The organism is Flavobacterium sp. EDS, assembly GCF_020991525.1.
In the GTDB taxonomy this organism is placed as follows: domain Bacteria; phylum Bacteroidota; class Bacteroidia; order Flavobacteriales; family Flavobacteriaceae; genus Flavobacterium.
Genome location: NZ_JAJMOZ010000002.1, coordinates 336,533 through 361,203, shown reverse-complemented (window position 1 = coordinate 361,203; position 24,671 = coordinate 336,533). Strand labels below are relative to the sequence as shown.

Annotated in this window: 23 protein-coding genes; all 23 read right to left on the bottom strand. The window is 29.6% G+C overall.

The annotated features are described in order from the left end of the window. Positions 1-2: 2 nt before the first annotated feature. Complete coding sequence (locus LPB87_RS04770; RefSeq protein WP_230605122.1) at positions 3-1,331, bottom strand: O-antigen ligase family protein; 1,329 nt, start codon at positions 1,329-1,331, stop codon at positions 3-5. Between the two features lie 2 nt (positions 1,332-1,333). Beyond that, positions 1,334-2,407 carry a glycosyltransferase gene (locus tag LPB87_RS04765; protein ID WP_230605121.1) on the bottom strand — a complete coding sequence of 358 codons (1,074 nt, stop codon included), beginning with the start codon at positions 2,405-2,407 and terminating at the stop codon, positions 1,334-1,336. Next, positions 2,404-3,522, bottom strand: coding sequence for a glycosyltransferase (locus tag LPB87_RS04760; protein WP_230605120.1), 1,119 nt, complete (start codon positions 3,520-3,522; stop codon positions 2,404-2,406). The genes LPB87_RS04765 and LPB87_RS04760 overlap by 4 nt, the downstream gene beginning before the upstream one ends. Next, positions 3,522-4,076, bottom strand: a complete 555-nt coding sequence (locus tag LPB87_RS04755; RefSeq protein WP_230605119.1) for a DapH/DapD/GlmU-related protein — start codon at positions 4,074-4,076, stop codon at positions 3,522-3,524. The genes LPB87_RS04760 and LPB87_RS04755 overlap by 1 nt, the downstream gene beginning before the upstream one ends. Positions 4,077-4,119: 43 nt before the next feature. After that, the gene (locus LPB87_RS04750; protein WP_129539737.1) at positions 4,120-5,268 is read right to left on the bottom strand and encodes a glycosyltransferase family 4 protein; all 1,149 of its coding nucleotides are present in this window, start codon (positions 5,266-5,268) and stop codon (positions 4,120-4,122) included. Between the two features lies 1 nt (position 5,269). After that, the gene (locus LPB87_RS04745) at positions 5,270-6,649 is read right to left on the bottom strand and encodes a hypothetical protein (RefSeq protein ID WP_230605118.1); all 1,380 of its coding nucleotides are present in this window, start codon (positions 6,647-6,649) and stop codon (positions 5,270-5,272) included. Positions 6,650-6,721: 72 nt separating this feature from the next. Beyond that, positions 6,722-7,606: a hypothetical protein gene (locus LPB87_RS04740; protein ID WP_230605117.1), complete on the bottom strand. Its 885-nt coding sequence runs from the start codon at positions 7,604-7,606 to the stop codon at positions 6,722-6,724. Next, positions 7,606-9,039, bottom strand: coding sequence for an MBOAT family O-acyltransferase (locus LPB87_RS04735; protein WP_230605116.1), 1,434 nt, complete (start codon positions 9,037-9,039; stop codon positions 7,606-7,608). The genes LPB87_RS04740 and LPB87_RS04735 overlap by 1 nt, the downstream gene beginning before the upstream one ends. Before the next feature lie 88 nt (positions 9,040-9,127). Further along, positions 9,128-10,261 carry a UDP-N-acetylglucosamine 2-epimerase gene (gene neuC, locus LPB87_RS04730; protein ID WP_230605115.1) on the bottom strand — a complete coding sequence of 378 codons (1,134 nt, stop codon included), beginning with the start codon at positions 10,259-10,261 and terminating at the stop codon, positions 9,128-9,130. Then, positions 10,254-11,294 (bottom strand): N-acetylneuraminate synthase family protein, encoded by a 1,041-nt coding sequence (locus LPB87_RS04725; protein ID WP_230605114.1) that lies wholly within the window; start codon positions 11,292-11,294, stop codon positions 10,254-10,256. Before LPB87_RS04725 ends, neuC begins: the two co-directional genes overlap by 8 nt. Then, a complete protein-coding gene (locus LPB87_RS04720; protein WP_230605113.1) occupies positions 11,291-11,968 on the bottom strand; it encodes an acylneuraminate cytidylyltransferase family protein in 678 nt (225 codons plus the stop codon). The genes LPB87_RS04725 and LPB87_RS04720 overlap by 4 nt, the downstream gene beginning before the upstream one ends. Beyond that, a complete protein-coding gene (locus LPB87_RS04715) occupies positions 11,961-12,593 on the bottom strand; it encodes a CatB-related O-acetyltransferase (protein ID WP_230605112.1) in 633 nt (210 codons plus the stop codon). Before LPB87_RS04715 ends, LPB87_RS04720 begins: the two co-directional genes overlap by 8 nt. Next, positions 12,593-13,528 carry a glycosyltransferase family 2 protein gene (locus tag LPB87_RS04710; RefSeq protein WP_230605111.1) on the bottom strand — a complete coding sequence of 312 codons (936 nt, stop codon included), beginning with the start codon at positions 13,526-13,528 and terminating at the stop codon, positions 12,593-12,595. The genes LPB87_RS04715 and LPB87_RS04710 overlap by 1 nt, the downstream gene beginning before the upstream one ends. Positions 13,529-13,534: 6 nt before the next feature. After that, positions 13,535-14,500: a glycosyltransferase family A protein gene (locus LPB87_RS04705; protein ID WP_230605110.1), complete on the bottom strand. Its 966-nt coding sequence runs from the start codon at positions 14,498-14,500 to the stop codon at positions 13,535-13,537. A gap of 14 nt (positions 14,501-14,514) precedes the next feature. Next, complete coding sequence (locus LPB87_RS04700) at positions 14,515-15,447, bottom strand: beta-1,6-N-acetylglucosaminyltransferase (RefSeq protein ID WP_230605109.1); 933 nt, start codon at positions 15,445-15,447, stop codon at positions 14,515-14,517. Positions 15,448-15,458: 11 nt separating this feature from the next. Then, on the bottom strand, positions 15,459-16,355 hold the full coding sequence (locus LPB87_RS04695) for an FkbM family methyltransferase (protein WP_230605108.1): 897 nt from the start codon (positions 16,353-16,355) through the stop codon (positions 15,459-15,461). Positions 16,356-16,447: 92 nt separating this feature from the next. After that, positions 16,448-17,314 carry a glycosyltransferase gene (locus LPB87_RS04690; RefSeq protein ID WP_230605107.1) on the bottom strand — a complete coding sequence of 289 codons (867 nt, stop codon included), beginning with the start codon at positions 17,312-17,314 and terminating at the stop codon, positions 16,448-16,450. Then, positions 17,311-18,234 (bottom strand): glycosyltransferase family 2 protein, encoded by a 924-nt coding sequence (locus tag LPB87_RS04685; protein WP_230605106.1) that lies wholly within the window; start codon positions 18,232-18,234, stop codon positions 17,311-17,313. Before LPB87_RS04685 ends, LPB87_RS04690 begins: the two co-directional genes overlap by 4 nt. Further along, positions 18,235-19,707: a glycosyltransferase gene (locus LPB87_RS04680; protein WP_230605105.1), complete on the bottom strand. Its 1,473-nt coding sequence runs from the start codon at positions 19,705-19,707 to the stop codon at positions 18,235-18,237. A 5-nt stretch (positions 19,708-19,712) separates the two neighbouring features. After that, positions 19,713-20,240, bottom strand: a complete 528-nt coding sequence (locus LPB87_RS04675) for a methyltransferase domain-containing protein (protein ID WP_230605104.1) — start codon at positions 20,238-20,240, stop codon at positions 19,713-19,715. A 9-nt stretch (positions 20,241-20,249) separates the two neighbouring features. Next, positions 20,250-21,509, bottom strand: a complete 1,260-nt coding sequence (locus LPB87_RS04670) for an ABC transporter ATP-binding protein (protein WP_129539752.1) — start codon at positions 21,507-21,509, stop codon at positions 20,250-20,252. Positions 21,510-21,566: 57 nt separating this feature from the next. Next, positions 21,567-22,436 carry an ABC transporter permease gene (locus LPB87_RS04665; protein ID WP_230605103.1) on the bottom strand — a complete coding sequence of 290 codons (870 nt, stop codon included), beginning with the start codon at positions 22,434-22,436 and terminating at the stop codon, positions 21,567-21,569. A 205-nt stretch (positions 22,437-22,641) separates the two neighbouring features. Continuing rightward, positions 22,642-24,483: a nucleoside-diphosphate sugar epimerase/dehydratase gene (locus tag LPB87_RS04660; RefSeq protein WP_230605207.1), complete on the bottom strand. Its 1,842-nt coding sequence runs from the start codon at positions 24,481-24,483 to the stop codon at positions 22,642-22,644. Between the last annotated feature and the right edge of the window lie 188 nt (positions 24,484-24,671).

Here is a 24,671-nt window from a genome sequence, read left to right as displayed (position 1 = left end):
AATTACCTACTTTTATTCTTAATTACGTTAACAAGAGTTAATGCATAAACAAATGCAGGCGCTGCAGTTCGCATAGCAGCATGATTAATTGTTAAAAGCCAAAAGGCATAAAATGACAAAAAGTATAGGTTACTTGTGTAGGTATAATACAATACAAAAGGCATTATGATAAGTATCAGTAATCCAGTTATTCCAAATACTCCATGCTCACTTAACAGACGCGTTATTTCATTATGTGATGCAACATCTACTCCAAAAGCCTCTTTTCTATATTCTTTACCAAGTCCTGCTCCAACTCCCATTATCGGGTTGTCAAAAAAGGTTTTAATATCTACAGCAATAATTGCTTCCCTACCTCCTAATCTATCTTTTTTGACTCTTCCTGCTGCGTCCTGATTAGCATAGCGCTTCTCTATCAATCCAGAAGTCTGCATAGAAGTATAACTCCAAATTCCTACTCCCATTATAGCAGTAACGATAAATACTAAAGCCAGTTTATAATTTACTTTTGTACTCGAATAATAATACAGTAACAATAATAATATAACAATCATAACTACCCCAGTAATTACACCTCCTCTAGAAAAAGTAACAATTGCTCTATAACTAATAACTAAAAGCAATATCCCGTTGAGAACTTGCATCTTTTTTGATTTGGAAAAGAGAATCAATTGAGTAAAAAACACAAACATTCCTAATCCTAAAATGGTAGAAACCTGGTTAGGTCCAAATCCTCCTGAAGTTTCAAAATTAGACTGAGTTCCTGTAACAACACTTTGTACACTAGGATTATATAAGAATAAATAAGTAGTAATTGATATGATCGGCAATCCCATTGCAATAATTATCTTCTGTAATTGTTGAAAAGTTATCTTTCTATTAAAAGTATATATCGCACAAAAGGCCAAACAAAAAGGACCCGATAAATTAAAAACTAAAACTTTTTTTATATCTACAGATAAAATATCTGCAGTGGCCGTTAATAAAATACCTGGAATTAATAACACCAAGAAAAACCAATATAGAAATGAGTTAATCGTAAAGCTACTATAGGCCATGCCTAATATCATAAAAAAAAGCACACTTAACTTAATGTACTCATTATTAAAATTCCCTCCAGTCATTCTTAAAAAAACCTCAACTCCAACTAAGTAAGCGGCTACTAAAAGCACTTCATTATTTTTGTTCTTTGTTCTAACAACGAAGAACATACCAATGATTGGTATTAAAAGTGCGTAAATTTTAGAAGAAAAAGGCACTACAAAAACCACCAAAGCAATCAATGTGTGGATAAAAACTAATCTGTAATACGAAAAAAATATTTTTTTCATAATTATAATCTGTTATAAGCTAAAATTAATTTCTGAATTACAACATCCTCTACATAATTTTCTAATACAGTTTTTTTTAAATTCAATCCTAGTTCATTTCTTAGTTCCTCATCTAAAATTAACTTAATTATCTGACTTTCTAATTCCAATATTTGTAAAGGATTAAATAATAAACCTGAATTATTGTTATTGATTATTGAAGAACAATACCCTTTATTTGTTGAAACTACTGGCAATGAAGCAAGTCCATATTCTAATAAAGTCAACGGAAAACCTTCATGTGTAGAAGTTAAAACTCCTATTGTTGCTTGAGATAAAATAGAAGTAATATCACTCCTTGAATTATACAAATGGATATCATTTTCTAGAGCATGTTTTTTTATAAATATTTTTATTGATTTCGAATAATCATCTAAATAGTCTTTACCTATTAAATGCAAACTCCATCCTAAATGATTTAATTTCAAATTCTCAAAAGCCTTTAGCATTATACTATGATTTTTGGGCTCCTTTAAATTTGCTAAAAATAGTATCCGTTTACCAGCAACGCCTTTTAAAGATGGATCTTTTTCAACTTTATTTATAATTTTTATAAAATTAGGAATAAAATACACTTTTGAACACAGCATATTTTTTTTATTCCATTGTTCCAATACCGGATTAACCACAAAAACAGATGAAAAAAAAGGAGACAACAGAATTAAATATCTGTTTTTAATTTGAGTTTCATCTATGCGTTTACCATAATGATCGTGCCAAGTAATTTTAATTTTTGGCAATGTCAGTTTTAGCAAAACTGCAATAAAAAAAGAGGAGCTATGAGCATGAATAATAGTAACTTTATTCTTTATTATGAACTTTCTAAGTCTTAAAATTGCTTTAAAATCTATTACTAGTTTTCTATTTAAAAACAAATAAGAAACATCTGAATCAATTTGTGTCTTAAGACTACCTTCTTTACGCGTAGCTACTAATCCTGAAAATTCAATCGTTTTGCCAAGGGCGTTAGCAAAATTTACTGCCATCCGTTCGGCCCCACCAGCCTCTAATGAATCTATGATTTGCAAAACCCTCATGATTGCAGTATTTTTTTTATTTCAGTTTCAAAGATATCTTTTGTGAATTTTTGCGACCATTCTGATGCTTTTATACTTTTATCCACATAACATTTCCTGTCTTCTATAATTGCTTCTAACTGAATTGTATCATTAGACAAATTCATCTCTAATAAAACTCCTCTATCGCCATGATTTAACATAAATGGCACACATGAAACAGCTGTCACTACGGGAACACATCCCCAAAACATTCCCTCTGCAATCGCTTTTGGCCATCCTTCACTTTTAGATGGGAGCAATACGAAATGACTTTTTTGATATGCCTTTTTAATTGTCTCTTGGTTTTGATTTCCTTTTAAAAAGATGTTTTTTTCTAATTGATTATTTTGAATGTATTCTTCTAAAACAGTTCTTTCAATTCCCTCACCATATAAATTTAAATTTACATTTTTTCCTTTTTTAATAAGTTGTTCAACTAGTTGTATTGCATAGAGCGGATTTTTACCTCTAACTAAATTTCCAACAAAAACAAACTCTATAGTTTTATTAAAATCTGTTTTTTGAATAACTTCTTTATCTTTTTCAGAATAGGTAGCCGTAAAAAAAGGTTTACAGTTTTTAGATTGCCTTGGCCATTCTCCATAAACCAAAACCTGTATGTTTTTAGTTAAGAAAGTACTACTTAAAATATATTTCTGCAATTTATAAGACCATGGTTGCTTACTCTTAGGGTCCCAATTTCCTGCGTATTTAGCAGTCTTTTTTTTGTTGGGAAAAAGAATTTGAACAAAACATCCCAATAAACCAATATTTCCTGGACAACGTAAATGAATATGATCTGCATTTTTTATTGCCTGATAAATAATTTTCATGTTTACAAAAACACTATAGAATGAATTCAATACCGCGGCAACTGATTTAATATTAAATTTTATTAATTGAATTGGCGGAAGCATATTGAATGGAATTTCTGAAATTAATAAACCTTCATCTGTTTCCCAAATAGGAGCACAAAATTGTACTTCATCTACATAATGACTCCAAATCTTAATTTCGTTTATATAAGGACTATAGGCATACCATTTATCATGAGAAGCTATTAAGGGAGCAGAAGATATGATAAGTAATTTCATTAAATATAGCCCTCCGAACCTTTATCTGAAATTCTAATAGCTGGTACTCCTAATACAACTCCATTATCTAGGACATTTGAATTCACAAATGTATTTGCTCCAATTAGAACATTATTACCTACAGTAATTTGTCCCACAACAGTCGCATTTGCTCCAATATAAACATTATCACCAATGCTCGGTACTCCTCGTTGCATTGCAAGTCCTGAAACCCCTATTGTGACCCCTTGAGAAAGATTACAATTATCGCCCATTACAGTTTTACTGTTCAATATTATACCTCCAAAATGACCTATGTAAAAAGATCCTCCAATTTTAATTGATGCTGGTAAAGAAATACCAGTTAAGATTTCAATTGTTTTTTGCCATAATAAACAACCAAATAATAGAACCTGTCTTATTCCAATTATCTTTACATTTCTATAAATAAAACTTGCAATACGATATTGAAATATTGCCCAAAAACCTTGGGTAAGAAATAAGATGACAAAAAAATTGCCTCCATATTTTTTATACTTTTTATAATCTGATTCTATCAATTGAAATAAATTCATATAACTTTTGTCTTTACTAATTTAATTCACTAATCAAAAAATATTACTCGTTAATCACTGATTGATAAAAACAAATGTTCTGAGAAACAACAGGACTTAGTCCATATTTCTTAAGTACAAACTCTCTTGCCTTTTCCCCTATTTCTTTTGCTTTGTTCTGGTTTGAAAAAACCCAAATGATTTTCTCAGCTATATCTTCAGGATCATATGGATCGCATAACAATCCTGTTTTATAATCTTCTATTGTTTCTGGTCCAGGTCCTAATTTTGTAAATATAACTGGTCTTTCCATTGCCATGGCTTCTGGTGCTACTAAGCCTTGAGTTTCTATATGGGATGGAAAAACACATATGGAAGCTTTTTCATAAATTTCAGGTAACTGTGTCTGCGAAACAGCTCCATAAAAATGAATATCTTTTGAAATCTCACCTAATTTAGGTAATTCTTTTTCTTTAAGTAACTGAATATAAGAACTTCCATCTAAAAAAAACCAATCTCTACCGTATATTTCTAATATTGCTTCAGGATATATGTCTTTTACGAATGGGAAAGCCTGAATTAATTGACGTATTCCTTTTTTTTCGCAAACGGTACCAACAAAAACAATTTTAGCTTTAGCTAAATACTTTTCAGTGGGTTTAAAAAGTTTACTATTTATCGGATTATTGATATAGCCTAGTGGTTTATCATAATAGCTTAAATACTTCTCGGTATGATTTTTTACATATCGAGAAACTGCTATAAATCCATCACTGTTTTTGAAAGATTTTTTTTCTTGAAATCCTTTCCATTTACTAATTCCTCTGTTTTCGCCTTCTGCAAAAAAGTGATGTCCTCCGTGCAGTCTGATGATATATTTAATATTTTTTATTTTTGATATAAAAGCCAGACCTAATTCAGAAGTTTCAATAATATTAATGGGATGCTCTCTATGAATTTCTTTAATTTTATTATTAATTGCTTTAAAATTAAAATGCCAGGAAATCATTTTTATAGTACTCCTTTTAAGGCGATGAATATGAACTCCATATACAATTTCGGTTTCATTATTCGAAGTATAATTCAATCCTATTACCGAAACTCTGATTCCCTTGTCAATTAATGCTACAGCCAATGTTTTTGTAAAGCTTCCTATTCCCCCATGCGGGAAGCCTTCTTTTGGATATTCATTTGTTAGGAAACAGATGTGCATTTTAGTCTGTATTAATAATTTCTTTTATTTTAACCGAAGAGTTTTTATAATCTTCTAGAACAATAGCTCTCCATATAACCATAACTGGGCTACAGTTCGTATCTAAAGTTAATTTTTCTACAATTTCATCTTTACTATCGAGCCAAATCACTGCATTTTTATTCGGCATGCTTCTAAAATGTTGAAATTGATAAATTGTTTTAATTGACCAATCTTTTACTTTTTTATTTTGTTGCTCATAATTAATAAACACACACGGTTTATTAAACATTGAAAAATCAAAAGCCATTGTAGATCCTACATTTACAACTATATCAGAATAAAAAGCAGTACTGACAAGTAGTTTCACATCTTCGGCAGAAGGATAAATAGCATTCCATTCTTTTGATGAATTAAAGTGCCACAAAGGAGTTGCTTCTTTGATAAAGTTACTATAATTTTTTACTACCGAGTCAAATCTTCCTGAAAAATCTACAGGACATCTTCTTAACAGAATTTGATATTTATTCTGCAAGTTGGCTTTCGTTAATTCTGTAGCGATGTCTGCTAAATAACTCGGATCATCAGGAGACGTTTTAGTATCATCACCCGAGAAACAAATAATTCTTTTATTTGGGTCTAAATTATATCTTCTATAAAAAACTTCTTTATCAATTATATTTTCATCATTTTCATAGAACTCAAATTGAGGGGTTCCAGTAATATGAATATTACTCAAAGGAATTTCAGGATAATACAACCTCAATTCTTTTTTCATATAATCTGACCATACTAAATAAGTATCTGCTCTTAAGGCCATACGCGCTTTCGGTAAATTATCCCAAGAATAAATTACTGTTGTCGTTTTGATTCCAAGATCTGAAGCAACTGCAAAAATTGTAGCCGCTTTTAGAGCTCGTTGGTGTGAACAAAAAATAGTCTTTGGTTTATTTTTTATTAAGATCTCTTTTACCTCATCATAGAAACTATTTTGACGAATAGCTTTTTGATATTTCTCTTCTAATTTTAAAATGCTAGAATACATCTTAAAAAAAGGAGCTAGTCTCTCAATTATCTTGTAAAATATTTTTTTGGAAATACTTCTTTGACTCCAGTTCCAATTAGTTAATAAGGATTCATTGTTAACTAATTGGGTATTATAACGTAATCTCGAAAGACAAATTAATTCTCTTAAAAACTTCTCTTTAGCAGACTCTCTATAAGTAGGAATTGTGATTTCGTATTCAATTACTGCATTGCTTTGTATTGCATTTACAGTTTCGGAGTCGAAGTTATGAAACAACACTAAATCCTTGTCAGTATCCTTAAATACATTAGAATAAAGGTAATTCTTAATTCCGACCCCATCTGGGAAGAGTAAAAAAATCTTGTCTTTTTTCATTCAAAAAATCAATAAATACTATTAATTTAATAAACCTACATACCAAGTATTCCTCTTTAAAACTATATCTCGCTAGTTTTTAACAAAAAAATCTTTCAAGATTCTAGCTGTAAAAATTTTAGCACCAGCATCATTCATATGTCCGCAGGACGAAAAATACTTATCCTCAACAACTACGTTTTCATAATTATGAATTTCTGGATACGCTTTTTTAACTTTATCAAAATATTCCATTCCTTTAACATTTTCGCACATAGGTGTCATTACAGCTATAAAGTTGATGTTATTGGTTTTACAAATATTTTTAATTTCTTCATAATATTTATTACGAGGCAAAGGGTTTAGATTAACAATATTGTTTTTCATATTCCCATTTTTATATTTTCCCAATGGATAATATCCCAGATTGTCTAACGCATTTGTTTTAGCGCCAATAGTTGTAAAGAAAATTTCTCTAAATCCAATCTTACCATCGTACTTTACATATCTATAAAATGGGATATAATATAACTCCTTAAAATTTTCTTGTGATGAGAAATGTTCTTTTATAACTTCTGAATTACGAATATAAGGCAAAAACTTAGTTGCAACACCTTCTGCTTCCTCATCATTTGACAAATTCAAATCAGCTTCTAAAATTACATTCTTAATAACATATTTTCTTTCAATCATTAATTTCAGCATTAATGAAGCCTCAAACAAATGCCCTCCACTCATTCCATAATTAAATGCCTTTAGTCCTTTATCCTCAAACATTTGTGTTACAAAATGATTATTGGCACGAGAAGAACCTAAAATAACTACGTCATATTTTTTAGCTTTAGAATTAAAAACGGTCTCGATCTTTCCTCTATTCTTAGACTGTAAAAAAACATACGTATAAAGTCCATCTAAAATTACTGAAACCAAAATTATTATGGCCAATATTTTTGCTGTATAAACTAAAAAATTCTTCATTAAAACTGAAAATATATAAATTCTTTATAATCTGAGTAGGTCCCGAAAGCAATTATTGCTGTTATCGCTAAAGCTAATTTTAACATGTTCCTTTTCCCCGATAAGGGCTCTATCTTATCACGATTGTTCCATTCGACTAAAACGAATATTCCAATCAGTGCTAGCAATTCATAATTATATCGTTCATTCGATAAATATTGAGCTTTAAAACTCCCATCTGTAATTATTCTTTTCAGATATAAAACTGCATCAGAAATAGATCTCGCTCTAAAAAATACCCACGCAACACAAGTGAGTAAAAAAGTATATAGAATACTCATAATTACTCTGACAGAATCAAAATTAAATTTTAACTCAATAGCACCCATATTGTTTCTGTTACTGCTTGATAATAGTAAAGGCAAGAAGTAAATTGCATTAATAAGTCCCCAAACAACATAAGTCCAATTTGCTCCATGCCAAAATCCGCTTACTATAAAAATGATAAAAGTATTTCGGATTTTCATCCAAATTCCTCCTTTGCTTCCTCCCAATGGAATGTACAAATAGTCCCGAAACCAAGAAGAAAGCGAAATGTGCCAACGACGCCAAAACTCGGCAATATCTCTAGAAAAATAAGGATAATTAAAGTTTCGCAATAAATCTAAACCGAAGAGTTTAGAAACCCCAAGTGCAATATCTGAATATCCTGAAAAGTCACCATAAATTTGAAATGCAAAATATACTGCGCCTAAAACAAGCGAGAAAGAATTCATTGAAGGATAATTATCAAAAATCGCATTAGCATAAGTGGCACAAGTATCTGCAATAACAACTTTTTTGACTAATCCCCAAATGATTTGATATACTCCTTCTTTAGCCAACTCAGAGTTAAATTCTCGTTTTACTTTTACTTGAGGTAATAAGTGAGTGGCTCGCTCTATTGGTCCTGCAACCAATAACGGAAAATAACTCACAAACAAAGAGTAATCTACAAAGTTATATTCGGCTTTTATTCTTTTATAATAGATATCAATCACATAGGACAATCCATGAAAAGTATAGAACGAAATTCCTACTGGCAGAATTACATCTAATAAAATAGGGCTTGCCTTAACTCCTACCGAATTTAATAAATCGGAGAAAGAAGCTGCAAAGAAATTGTAATATTTAAAAATTCCTAAAAAACCTAAATTGATTATAATACTCAACCAAAACCAGAATTTTCTACTCTTTTCTGATTTTCCTTTTTCTATTTGAATTCCTGTATAATAATCCAAAAAGGTAGAAAAAACCAAAAGAAATAGAAATCTCCAATCCCAACAAGAGTAGAAATAATAACTCGCAACAATTAATAAAGCATTTTGTGAACTTTTTGTTTTATTGAAAACAAACCAATACAAGAAGAAAACGATTGGCAAAAAAACAGTAAACGCTAAGGAATTAAAAAACATAAATTATTATAATGATATTAATGAACATCAGGCTTTGCAACATAGATTTCGATTTTTTTTAATTCTAGAAAACTTGAATTTTATTCCGTTAAATATCTTTAAATTTCTTCTGATGATTGAGCTGCCAAATATCGTTTTTCTTTAGCGAATCTAAAAACATTTTTTTGCTATTTCCTTGACCAAAATCAGTAGTTGTTACTTTAACTTTATGCAAATTTATAATAGAAAGCGCCTCTTTTATACTTACCATAGAATAGTCTGTATTTACAATATCTGCATTTATTGCTCTATTTTGCTGGCGTGTACCTACATTAATAATTGGAATTCCGTAATATGGGGCTTCACGAATTCCAGCGCTACTATTACCTATAATAAACTGACTGTTTTTTAATAAAGTCAAAAAATACTCAAAACGAAGCGATGGAAAAATTCTGAATCTTGTGTTTTGTCCCAATCTTTTAAATTCATCAAGAATAAATTGACTCCCTAAATCATTATTTGGAAAAATAACCACATAATTACGATAATCTTGTAACAGACAATCAACAAAAACTTTAGCAGCCTGTTGCATTACTTGAAATTCTGTAGTTACAGGATGAAACATAACTAGTGCATAATTTTCAAACGAAATTTGATAATATTCCTTAACCGTTTCTAATCTTGGAAGCGTATTTGAAAACATAACATCGATATCTGGAGATCCAATTGTAAAAACAGATTCCGAAATTTCTCCCATTTGAATAAGTCTTTTCGCTGCTTCTCTATTCGACACAAAATGTATATGGCTTAGTTTACTAACACTATGCCTAATTAATTCATCTACAGTTCCCGAAACTTCTCCGCCTTCAATATGAGCTACAAGAATATTATTTAGAGATCCTACAATAGCACCGGCTAGTGTCTCTACACGATCACCATGCACAACAATCATGTCAGGTTTTATGCTTTTACAATAATTAGACAAGCCTTCAATCGTTTTGGCTAATGTTAAATCCATTGTTGTTTCATGAGTATGATTTTCGAATATAAAAACATTTTTGAAATTACAACGCTCAATTTCAATCAGTGTATATCCATAAATTTCTTGTAGATGCATTCCGGTAACAAAGACAAAAACTTCAAATTCTGGTTGGTCTTCCAGAATTGAAATTAATGGTTTTATTTTACCAAAATCAGCTCGCGTCCCAGTTAGGAAAAGTATTTTTTTTATTGAACTACTCAAAATCTCTAAAATCTAATTGCTCATCATTATCAATATCTCTCGTAGCTATTTTTCCGATTAAATCATTAAAATATGTTGCTAAGATTTTACCTGTTCCCGGTCGTTTTACCCAAATATTTTCTTTTGATAATTTTTCTCCTTTTTTTATTGGAGCTATTGTGCAGACTGTCGCAAAAGCAAAATCAATTGTTACTTGTTCTTCTGTTGCTGGTTTTTTTGTACCTCCACGCATTAAAGCGATCTCTGCAGATGAAACAATTAATTCCTGACAACTTTTTTCATCCATACTACAAATAATATCTGGACCGACACGTTGCATATGATCTGTAAAATGTCTTTCTAAAACACTTGCACCTAATGCCACAGCACCTAAACAAGCATTATTATTTAACGTATGGTCGCTTAAACCAAATACTTTATCTGGAAAAGCCTGATTTAATTCTAACATTCCACCAAATCGAACTAAATGGGCTGGCGTTGGGTATAAATTTGTAGTATGTAATAACACTACAGGAATACTATGTTTATCAAAAATTGCTACAGCTTTTTGAACACTTTCTATCGTATTCATACCAGTACTTAATATAACTGGTTTTCCAAATGAAGCAATGTGCTCTAATAATGGATAGTTATTACATTCACCAGAGCCTATCTTATAAGCTGGAACATCAAATTTTTTCAATCGTTCGGCTGCCGCTCGTGAAAAAGGCGTTGATATAAAAATCATTCCTTTATGTTCAACATAATTTTTAAGTTCTAGCTCATCAGCTTCATTCAATGAACATCGTTCCATAATTTCATAAATAGAAACAGTGGCATTGCCTGGAATCACTTTTTTTGCTGCACCACTCATTTCATCTTCTACAATATGAGTTTGATGCTTTACTATTTCAACTCCAGCTCTGCAGGCTGCATCAACCATTTCTTTGGCAACTTGTAGAGAGCCTTCGTGATTAATTCCAATTTCTGCAATAACTAAAGGTGGGAAATCTGGTCCTATTTTCCTTCCAGCAATTTCTATATATGGTTTCATAAATATGGGGCGTTTTTTTGAAAAAGATATTCTGCATAATCTAGATCTTCTGGCAGATCAATATCAACATTGGCAAAAGCATGATTTACTACATACGGACAAGCATTTTCTGAGATAATAGTATTTTCAAAAATTAAAGAAGCTTTTGTAATATATAATAATCCATTTTCTGAAAAAATAGGAACTAAATCCTGACTTCGCTGTCCGATTGTATAATTAAATGGAATAAATTTATTTTCTGATATTTTTCCAAATTTTTGATAATTTCTTGAAACAGTAAATAAACTATCTAGATTTTCATTTTGATAAAGGCTAAATGTTTCCTTCAATAAATTTTCTGGTCGCAATGGATTTGTTGGTTGTAATAAAATAATATTTTCTATCTCATCATTATCTATATACTCCAAAGCATGAATTAATGCAGTAATAGTAGGCTCTAAATCACCCGAAAGTGATGCTGGTCTATCAATAACTTTAGCCCCATACTGCAGTGCAATAATTTTTATCTCATCGTTATCTGTTGAAACATAAATATCATCAATGATGTCACTATTCTTTTGCGCATATAAAATTGAATGTACCATTAGTGGCAACCCACCAAAGATTTGAATATTCTTCTCGGGTATTCGTTTTGAGCCTCCTCGTGCTGGTATTATAGCTATTGTTTTACTCATAGATACTATTTGCATTTGTGAATTTCTTAAAAAACAATGGCTTCAATTTTTCTATTTCACCCTCGTTTTTATCCCACCATTTCAAATCCTCAATTTCTTTAATTATTGTATCAGAAAAACGTTTGTGCAATAATTTAGCAGGTACCCCTCCCACTACAGAATAAGGCTCAACATTTTTTGTTACAACACTACCAGCTGCTAGAACCGCACCGTTTCCGATAATCACATTTCCAACTATAATTACCCCATGTCCAATCCAAACGTCGTTGCCTATTATTACTTTATTCTCCTCTCGTAACTGTTTTAATTCACCGTTAAAAAGATTCTTACCAATATATATTGACATATTATTAGTTGGGTGATTTTTTGTAAAAATAGCTACATCGGCTCCTATTTGACAATATTTACCAATACTCACTTCACCATGTATATAATTATTATAACCTAAAGTAGTAGCATATCCGATATGTATTCTGCCAGAAAAATTACATCTATCAGGTATCCCATTTTTGCCCTCAAATACAACATTTTGAATACCTCTTGAATAACCAAAAGACTCAAACTTATCGTTTGACTCGACTGAGTTTAAAATCTTATATATTATTTTCTTTAGAAACTTCTTCATTACTGTACAAAATATAGTCCTTTACCAATAATTTTAAACGAAAAATAACCTACCATCAACTTTAAAACCCATTTTAAATAATCGGATCTAAAAACAAATGTCTTTTTTATTAAGCTCAAATACAAACAAATACTTCTAGGATGCTTGTGTAATATAACTAAATTTTGCACTTGATGTTTGAATAAATAAAATTTAATATTTTTGGAAAGTTTTCCTTTTTCATTCAAAGCAATAACAATTTTAACAATTGCATTATGCCGTGATTCTGCTACATTAATATTATTATTAGATGAATTAGAATTTTCATGAATTCGATATAAGGATAAATACTCATTAACAAACGCTAATGCAGGATTCTCAGATAACCTTCTTATATGAAAATCTCTGTCTAACATTTTCAGTAACTGTTCGTCGTATAAAACCTTATTCTCAAAAAAAGACCTCCTCCACATTATATCATGCATATACCAAGAAACTCTCAACGAAATAAAATCTTCTAAGATATTTTTAGTCAAACGAGTACGCTCTTCTTTTTTTATAATGAATTTGTTGCTATCAACCATTATTGTTTTAGACAATACCCCATCGATTGCAGGATCTTTTTTTAAAACCTCAACTTTTAATTCCAAATGTTCAGGCAAAATCCAATCATCTGAATCTAAAGATAAAACATAATCGCCAGTAGAATTCTCAATACCAAAATTTCGAGCTGCATTAGGTCCTTTAGGTCTTTCTGATGGCCTATTCAAAAATATAAACCTACTGTCTTTAGAGACTAAATCATTTACAATTTTTTCTGTATTGTCTGTAGAACCATCATCTACAATTATACATTCCCAATTGGTATACGTTTGGGCATAAACACTTTCTAGAGTGTCGAGAATAAGATGAGCTCGGTTATAAGTGGCGATAATTATTGAAACTTTATTTGCCATATAAAATTAAATAAGAGAACATTTTCTTATCAGCCTAACAAAATATCCCTTTAAGAAATAGGGAATTACATTTATAGGATTTCGTTTTTCAGAATTTCTTTTACTAATTAATCTATCATTTTTTAAAATACTAAGATCTAAATTTTGATCAATAGTATTTCCCATATGATATGCAAATGCTTTGGGCAAGGAAACTCTATAATATCCTAATTTATCTATTGGAATATCCAAAAAATCTAATTCACCTCCAGGAAAAACATAAATTGGTTTTTGAAATGGTAATTTTTTAAATATTTTTTTTCTGTAAGTAGATGCAAAGTGATTTGCTCCTACGATAACTCTGACATCCTCTTTTTCAAGATAATATTGTTTCTCTTTCCAATTTGTTTTTAGGGTTACAAATAAATTTGCATTACCAATACTATTCTCAAATAATTCTAAATCGGTATCGGCTACAATTTTTCCTTTTTTAATTTTAAAATATTCTGAATAGAAAATAGAATTATTACAGTAAAAAGCCATATTGGGATCAGGTGTTAAACCTACAACTCCAACCTCTTTAAATTTTTCAAAAACGTCTTGAACTTTTGATTGCCAATTATTTAAAAAAAACACATCTGCATCTGCAATGGTTAAAAAATCTTCATAAGAAGCTCTTGCTTCTTGTAAAACAGCATATACTTTACCTTTATTCTCAGCGTATTTTACATACTTATCAATTATTTTTTTATCAAAATAACTTTCAATTAAACATTGAACATCATAATTTGAATTATTGTTTAATATAGTAATTGCAGTGTTGTCTGTATCTATTGTTCTAATTAAAGACTCAATACAAAATTTAAAAACATCCAAAGATTCTTTATAATAATCATCTTCACTTTTCGGTATAAAAACGGGGATAATTATCCTGTGTTTTTTATACACTAATTTTCTAGATTCTTTTTTCTCTGGATTTTGACCTACTCGCATCTTTATTAATTCTTTTAAGAATGAAAAGCATCTATTTTATCTAAAATTACCTCACTGATATTACTATCAAATTTTCTAGCAAACAATTTATAATCAGATTGGGAGATTAACTCTTCAAAATCTGCTGTACTGAATGTAACTGGTAAATCGCAATTTTTCTTCTCCCAATTAACATAAGTGAGAAATGGCATAATTTTAATTTTGTTATTCTCCTCTATCAAGTACATAATAATCGATTGAAAAAACATCTCATCTGGAATTAATGAATAAGTATGATATTTAACAAAATCAGGATATTCATCAACAAACTGGATTATTTTTTCAGCTGTTTGTGTTGTCAAAGCCCACCATTGGCTTCCTCCGTAGGGTTTAATATAATTAGGATATTTTCTTCTTTTTAAAACTTTTAAAATAAAATCGTAGCGCCCAACTCTAATTAATCGATAGATTTTTTTTAGTGTCTCTTTTGTAAAAAAATCTGCTTCTAGAATCGACCCAATCTGGATAAAATCCTCTTTTCTAGAAGATAAATTAAATTTATACTTTTCAATTCTATCTATCGACAAATGTTTTGTTGGTAACGGAACAATGTCAATAAATTCATTTCCTAAATTTGATGCAAAATAAAATTTAATATCATCATTTGACTTAATCGGGTAATCTTGACCACTCAGCAGTACACAATAACCATCTTTCTTATCTCTTACTATTTGTTTTAAAGCATTCATCGTAGCATTAACAATTCCTATATCTCCCCATATTCCTTGCTTACGATCCCCAACAAAACTTATATTTGACAAATCAGCTAGTTCTTTTACAAATAAATCTATTGAAGTATTTTTATCTATATGAACATAAAAAAATGCTTCAGGAGTGGTTAATTTCTGAATTAAACGTCTTAATTGTTTTGGATATCTATGAGCTAATATGATATAGTTTATTTGCATATATTAGGCGTTCATTCCATTAACTTGCTTTTTAATTTTTCATTAATTCCAATAGTCAATTCTCCTTCATTAACGATTGTAAATCCATAATTATCCAGAACTGCATAAATTTCTTGTCTACAATCAAACTCGTCATGAATCTCCATAGCAATACATTTTGTTTTACTTAAGAATTCCAAATTCGAGACAGAAGATACAAAAATTTGTTTTTCGGCACCTTCAATATCTATCTTAAGTATATCAATATACTGAAAATGATTCACTTCTGCCAAATGATTTATTGTATATGCCTGCAAAGCATTACTTTCATCAGACTCTTCAACTCTAAATGACCAATCTGACCTGTCTCTAAAATCATTTATAACTTTTATTTTTGAGTTTGAAGACCATACTGCTCCATTAACTTTAATAAACTCAAAATTTGTTTTTTCTTTTAAATTATAATTCAACATTTGGAAATTTTTAGTATCAGGCTCAACAGCTATTATTCTTGCACTTTCAAAATGTTCTGTAAAAAAAAGAGACGTTAATCCTATATTAGATCCCGCATCTATTATATTGAGAGAGTAGCTTTCTTCATTTGTAAAATTATTTTTATAATACGTTACTACCGAAAGATATTCACTACATTCATTAACTTGATAAAAAACATCAAAATCACTTGATGGACGTTTTCTAAGCTTTACTAAATTAGAAAACTTAGTTTTAAAATCTGTTATATAATATTTTTTAGTTTCCTCAACTAAAAAGCCATCATACTTTACTAAATAAGAGTAATAAAGATATAAATCTGACTCTTCTTTTGAAGGTTTAATCTTTATCTTTTTTTTAAATTTATATATAACTAGTTTCAATAAATTTTTAAAATCAAATCTTTTCAGATTCTTAATCATTTTATTTATCTTCATTTTTAAAGGTATATATAGAATTTAATATTGATCAATTAAAGTTAGATTCTGAAATAAACTAAATGCTTATAGTTTATTTCATTGCAACATAATCATCCAAAATAACGATTCAAGAAATAGTCTGGTCGTAAATAAATATGTATTCTAGAAATATTTATTTTTGCTTCTGGATATATAAAATTATTATTTTTGATAGCTTTTTTCAAAAGTTTAACTGCGATTAAATGTAAAATAAATGGATTTTTAATTCCCATTTTCTTTAAATTCAAAAACATTTTATTTTCAATTCCAATGTATTTTTTAAGCTGAAGCGAAAGTCTTTCTGTATTATTATGTTCTCTATAAAATGCTAAAGGTTCATTTATGTAATGTAACTTATGTCTGTAAAACATTCGTTGGTAAAAATCGATATCCTCCCCTACTTTGATCGTTTCATCAAATAATAAGTCAGATTGAAAAACATTTTTTCTGATTAAAGGTGTTGGTGACTTGACTACCCAGCATCCTAAAGCATTCCAAAAAACATATCCTGAGCGTTTATCTATTTTATTTTGAGCGGCTCCAAAATAGCTTCCTGTTAATTCTCCCTTTTCATTCACCACAGCAACAGAAGAATGCACACAATCAACAGAATGATTTTCAAGTAGTATCTTTACTTGTTTTTCTATTTTTGAACTTTCCCAAAAATCATCATCATCTAAAAAGGCTATAAATTCACCTTCCGACAAATTAATTCCATAATTTCTGGCTGATGATAAGCCTCCATTCTCTTTATAAAAATAAGTACAATTTGAAAATTTATCACAAATTGATACTGCATAATTATCTGTAGAACCATCATCAATTACTATTATTTCAATATTTTTATAAGACTGATCTACTACCGATTGAATAGCAGTTTCTAAATATTCCTTTCGATTATAAGTTGGTATAATTACAGTTACTAAAGGAGTCATCATTTTCTGAAAATTTTAGAAACAAAAAAACAGATCAATTTATAAAAATATAATGCTTTGATTTTCTTGCCTGATTGAATTTCCTGAATACTGGATGTGTTCAAAAAATCATTCTTATGCGTCCAAATGTAATATTTTATGTAATACTCTATAAATTGACCGTACTTATCCGTTTGTTTAAAATAATTTAAATATTGTGCTTTCTCATGATAAACTTCTTCTAATTTATTTTTGTTTAAATAGGATGAAGTTGATCCTTCATGCCTTCTAAAAAAATTCAAATTTTTATTAAGAAAAACAAAGGAGCTATTTTGTAATAAATGAGACCATAAAAAAATATCCGAACATAATCTATTACTAAACACTTCAGACGGAATTCCTGTCTTAGGCTTTCTAAAAACTACAGCACTCCCATTCGTTATATAGGTATTAAAAGGCATTCTGCCTAAAAAAACACTACTATCTAGAACTTTATAATCATTTATTTGAACATTTAAATCTTTTGTTCTATTGACTGAATCATAAATTATTCTATTATTTTCAATATAATTGCTTCCCGAAAAAGCCAAAGAAACTTCTTTATTTATATCTAAAATAGAAACCAATTCTTCTAAGAAAGTCGATTCTGAATAATCGTCTGTTTCGGCAATCCAGATGTATTCAGTTGTTGCTAGTTCAATTCCTTTTTGCCAAGAGAAATAACCGCTTCCAGAATTCACATCGTTTATAATAAAGCGCTTTAAATTAAAATTTGGATTCTCTACAAGAAAACTTCTAATTATCTGAACACTATTGTCTGACGATTGATCATCAATTATAATAGCTTCCCAATTTTTATAGGTTTGATTAGAAATACTTTTTAATCGATCTAATAAAAATTTACTATGGTTGTAGCTTGGAATTATTATAGTGACATTAATCATCTATTTAGTTTTCGTTATTCTTTTAATATATCTTAAAACTTTTTTCTTGTTAAGGTTAACTACTTTTTCTTTGATTATGTATGTTTTCCAGAAGACTTTAAATAAAAATGATTTCTCGAATGTATTCTTTCTACTATAGGCAGATTGATAAAAATTAAGTTTATTCTGTAAACTTAAAATATTGTTAGCTTGCCCTATATTATGTTGTCTGTACTCCAAATTTGTATTTTTAACTTTCTCGGCTCTCCATCCTTTTTCTACTATTCTTCTAAATAAATTATAATCTTCGGGAGTACCCGTTTTATGATACCCTCCAACTTCATTAAATGCAGTTCTTTTGAACATGGAAGACCCATGAATAAAATTTTCTTTTGAAAGATTTTCTAATGACTCTTCTCGATTATTAAAATCGGGGAAACAAATCTGATAGAATGTATTTTCAATAATTCCTGCTCTTCTATCTTCAGAAAATTTAGAATAAGCTAGTCTTGCTCTCGGACCAAAAAAAGTATAGTCCGTGTATGCAATTGCAGTATTTATATTCGCATCTAATTTTCTAGCACACTCTTCAACATAGTTACTCAAAAGTCTATTATCTGCTCCTAAAAAAAATACATATTCTGATTTTGTCAAAGAAATTGCTTTGTTAAAATGAGCTACAATTCCCATGTTAACATCGTTCCGATTATACGCTATCAGTTGTGGGTATTTTTTAACATATTCATTTGCAATTATTCCTGTTTCATCGTCAGAACAGTCATCAGAAATAAGAATTTCATCTGGAAGTATTGTTTGTCTTAATGCTGATTCAATAGCTTCTATAAGATAATCTCCATAATTATAGGAAGCAATAATACATGCAATTTTATTAGCTCGCAGTTTTGTGTCATTAACAACTGTAAGTCTATTGTAAACAAATTTATCTTCATTGTTTCCTTGTATGCAGGAAACAGCACCTTCAAATCGCTTTCGCACTTCTTGAATAACCAATTCATTAAATTCTCCATGCGGATAAGCAAACCAAGTAAATCCACTAACATCTAATTGCTTCACTTTTTCTGGAACAGTAAGTTCTGCAATTATAACATCCAAATCCTGAATATTTTTTAAATTAAGATGACTTTTAGTGTGCCATTGTAATCTTCCTTTATTCGCAACCAACAATTGCAATTCTTCATAATTTACAAATGGAGCAATTGGTTCTATCGAATCGAACTCATTATCTAAACCTATATAATCAGAAGTCAAAAACAACTCAAATGGATAATCAAAATGTCTTAAAATAGGTAGTCCATATTCTAGAACATTTTTGTAAATACCATCAAAAGTAATTACAACATGATTTGGATTTTTTGAATCATAGTCCTTTAAATACACAACCTCTTTACTTGAAATTTCAGACATTTGTCTATAAAAATCATTTACTGTAACCCACCACATTGATGGACTACTAAGATGTATTTTATGATACATTAAAATCATTTCGAGTACGTTTCTAAGTTGTGAGTATATTTTCTATAATTATAAAAAAGTTGTTTTGTTTTTAAGTACGGAAATTGAGCATTATACCAATCATTTATATGTACAGACACAAGAACACCTTTATCTTCTATTATTTTATCAATTAGTAAATAAATTAAACTCGAAGATTTTCCTATATATTGAGGATAAAGAACTCCTGTAATAATTATCAAATCAAACTTAATATCAAATAATTTGTCAATATCATATATTGACCCTTGTTTAAAAATTAAATTGTCTCTTCTTATTTTATTTGCAAAATCTATTGCTGCTTGTGATATATCAATTCCGTATACCATCTCACCAGGTAAATTTTCAGTAATAAACCCTTGTCCACATCCGATGTCTAATACGTTTTTATACTTTTTGTCTGGAATTTCAGCAAGCAAAATTTCTTTTCTTAATACGTCTTCCTTATTTTCATTATATCCCCAAGGATCTTCTGTTTCATACCATTTCTCTAACGCTTCTTTTTCTTGTATCATAATGCGTAATTATTGAATCCAATTATGTTCCACTGCAATCATTCCCCATTCTGGATTTACTGTTTTTCCATTTCCATAAATATCATTATCCTCTACGTCAAAACTTAATACATCAAGAATATAATCTTCTAATCCAAAAATTGAACTGACAAAGCAATTAATAACATAACTACCTTTTACTAATGGAAGATTCGGCAGCTCACAAATTACTTTACCTTTATTAGAGATGTCTTTTAATTGATTTTTAAAAGTAGAAGAAATGCTTATTATTTTATCCTCTCTAGTGTTCCAAATACTCATTCCAAATTCATTAATTTCTATTTCTTCATCAATATTATTATATTCAATCTGAACTGAAAATTTAGATCCTGTCATCACCTTAAAATTATTAAGAATAATAACATCTGAAATTCTTATTCTACCTCTCCCAACCCTATCTTTTCTTTCTTTAATATTTACATTCGAAATGTTATTTTTATCAGATAAATATTTCTCTATTGCAGGTAACACCTCTCCTTCAAAAACCACTTTGCCGTATTCCAAAACAATTGCTTTAGTACACAAACTTTTAACAGCAGCCATATTGTGACTAACAAATAAAACGGTGCGTCCTTCGCCTTTTGAAATATCTTGCATTTTACCGATTGCTTTTTTTTGAAATTCGGCATCGCCAACAGCTAAGACCTCATCTACAACCAATATTTCTGGCTCTAAAAAAGCGGCAACAGCAAAAGCTAACCTAACAGTCATACCGCTACTATATCTTTTAACTGGTGTATCAATATAACGCTCACAGCCTGAGAAATCAATAATTTCATCTAATTTTGATGTAATTTCTTTTTTGGTCATTCCTAAAATAGCTCCGTTGAGATAAACATTTTCTCTTCCTGTAAGTTCAGGATTAAATCCTGTACCGACTTCAAGTAAAGATGCAATACGACCTCGAGACTTAATACTCCCCGTAGTTGGTGCCGTAACCTTCGATAAAATTTTTAGCAACGTAGATTTCCCTGCTCCATTTTTTCCTATTATACCTAGAACTTCTCCACGTTGAACTTCAAAATTAACATCTTGCAAAGCCCAAACGTAATCACTAGTCCCTTTTGTACTACAATCATTTGCTTCACCAATTTTTAAATATGGATTTTCTTTTCCGCGTATGCGATGCCACCACCGATTTAAATCATGACTTAAAGTTCCTGTACCCACTTGTCCTAAACGATATTGTTTAGAAATATTTTCAACCTTTAATATAATATCTGTATCCATTTTATTAAAAATTATTTTAAACCAAATAGTAAGGATTCTTATAAAGAATATTATAGACTATACCGTATCAATAAAACTTTTTTCTGTTTTATTGAAGACTAATAATCCTGAAAAAAAAATAATAACTGTTATAATAAAAGTATAAAGAAGACCATAGAAAGAAATATCACCTATACTCAAAAGCATATATCTTGATGTCTCAATTATATAGGCTAACGGATTGTATTGTACTATCCACCCATAATTGGGTAATTTATCTTTAATTAATGCCATTGGATATACAACTGCAGAAAGATACATTAGTAGTTGTACTCCAAAATTAATTAAATTACTAAAATCTCTATATTTAGTAACGAGCGAAGATATCAGCATACCTAAACCTAACGCAAGAACCCCCATTAAAACAACCAATAGAGGAAAAAAAACTGTTACAGCATTTAAACTAATAACAGCTCCTTGAGAATAATAGTAAATATAGGAAGTGATAAAAATCAAAAACTGAATTCCAAATTTTATCAAATTTGAAATTACAATGGATAAAGGTGTAATTATTCTTGGGAAATATACTTTTCCAAAGATTCCAGCATTAGCTCTAAAAGTGTCGGAGGTTGCTGTAAGACAAGATGTGAAGTAGTTCCAAACAGTAATTCCTGCAAGGTTGAATAAAAAAGGAGGTACAGATCCGGTATCGATTCCGGCAATGTTATTAAATAGTATAGTAAATATTATAGATGTAAGTAAAGGCTGGATTAAATACCAAAGTGGCCCTAAAACTGTTTGTTTATAAACCGTTACGATATCTCTTTTAACAAAAAGAAACAACAAGTCACGGTATTGCCAAACTTCTTTTATATGTAGCGAAAAAAAATTATTCTTAGGTGTTATTTCAAACAACCAAGGAGCCGAAACATCTTTTGATTTGTTCATGAATAGCTTTAAAATTCAGTATTAAAAGCGAGCAACCAATATTTTTTAATAACCTAAATTATGGAATATTTTCACAACAAAATAATAATTAGATACAATCATACATTTTTACTGTATCTTTTTATTTTCACAGAAACAAAAAAAGGTGTTTTTATTCAAAAAAACACCTTAAATATTTAAACATAAATAAACTTAAATTAAAGAATTATTTATCAAGAATTTCAAAACTAGAGTTCATACTTTTAAACTCTGGCACTATTTTTTTCATTTTGGCAACAATATCATCGTTATCAAAAAATTTAGATATCCCTATTAACTCATCGATTTCCACGTGTAGGGTCTCATATTCATCTTGAATTTCTTCAGCAATCATAATTTTGTTATGATATGTTGGTAGCGTTTTTGATGTATCATTTAATAATTCTTCAAAAAGTTTTTCTCCAGGTCTTAGTCCAACAATTTGAATCTTAATTTCTTTATCTGGAATAAACCCTGCTAATTTTATCATTTTTCTAGCCAAATCAATAATTCGAACTGGTTTACCCATATCAAATATATAAATTTCACCTCCATTACCCATTGCTCCAGCCTCAAGAACTAATTGACATGCCTCCGGAATGGTCATGAAATATCTAATAATATCAGGATGTGTTATAGTAAGAGGACCACCTTCTACAATTTGTTTGGTAAATAAAGGCACTACCGATCCATTGGAACCTAATACATTTCCGAAGCGTGTTGTAATAAATTTTGTAGTATCGTTCCCTTTTTCTTTTTGATTTTTTAAATGTAGTGACTGCACATATTTCTCAGCAATTCGCTTGCTTGCTCCCATAACATTGCTAGGGTTAACAGCTTTGTCTGTAGAAACCATAACAAACTTCTTTACTTTATATTTACAAGATAGATCTGCTAAATTTTTAGTACCTTCTATATTTGTCAATATAGCCTGAGATGGATTTTCTTCCATTAAAGGCACATGTTTATAAGCAGCAGCATGAAAAACGACTTGTGGCCCGTAAACTTTGAATACTCTCTCCATTGCTTCTTTACTTTTAACATCAGCAATTACAGCATGAATTCTACAACTCGAGATTATATTTTGAGTTTCCAAACAAAGACTATGTAATGGAGTTTCTGCTTGATCTAATAAAATTATATTTTTAGGGTTAAAACCTATTACCTGTCTTACAATTTCACTTCCTATTGACCCTGCAGCTCCTGTAATTAAAATAGTTTTATCTTTTAATTGCTTAGATATAGATTTGCTATCTAATACTATGGGTTTTCTTTCAAGTAAATCTTCAATTTGAATATTCTTTACCTTTTGAGAAATTTCTTTTTGGTTTTCCCAATCCGAAATTAAAGGCACGGTGTACACTCGATAATTAAATTCTAAGCACTGATCTACAATAATCAATTGCTCATCCTTAGACAAACTTTTATCTGCGATAATAATCCCCTCTGCAGCAACCGACCGCATCAATGCAGGCAATCTTTTCTTTTGAATCAATATGGGTAAATCCAACATTCTCTTTGAAGCATTCTGATTGTTTTTATCCACAAAACCTACAATTTTGAAACGAGATGGTGTTTCAAATTTTAATGCATTAGCAACCGATATCGCATTGGCGTCAGTCCCATAAATAATAGTCCTTATCAACTTAGCATTAGTCTTTTCAGCAAAATAAAGTTCAAATGTTTGTTTAACAACAACTCTATATAAAAACAAACCACAGAATGAAAGCACTATATTTATAAAAAGCGCTGTATTTAAAAATGCTTTATCACCATGATATAGTTCAAATAAAAAATTAAAGAACAAGAAAACAATCAGCACTGACATTTGTGAAAACAACAGTTTAACAGCATCAATATATGATGAATGCCTAATTATACCAGAATATGTCCTAAATAGCCAGAAGAAAAAAACATTAACGCCCAAAAGTGAACCAACAAAGTAAAACTCATGATGTGTTATAATGTAACCTAAACCTGTACCTTTAAATAATAAATAAGTAAAAGTAAAAGAGAAAATCAATACCATAACATCCATAAAAACTATAATCCACCTCGGCAAATAACTCAGATTATGTATATTAAGTCTCAAGTTGGCTATAGAAAAATACTTTGCAAATAAAATTGCAAGATTGGTTGGTTTATTATCCAAATTAGTTGGTCTTAGAATTAGTAAGTAACATAGTACTTACAAAAATACAAAATAATAGATTTAAA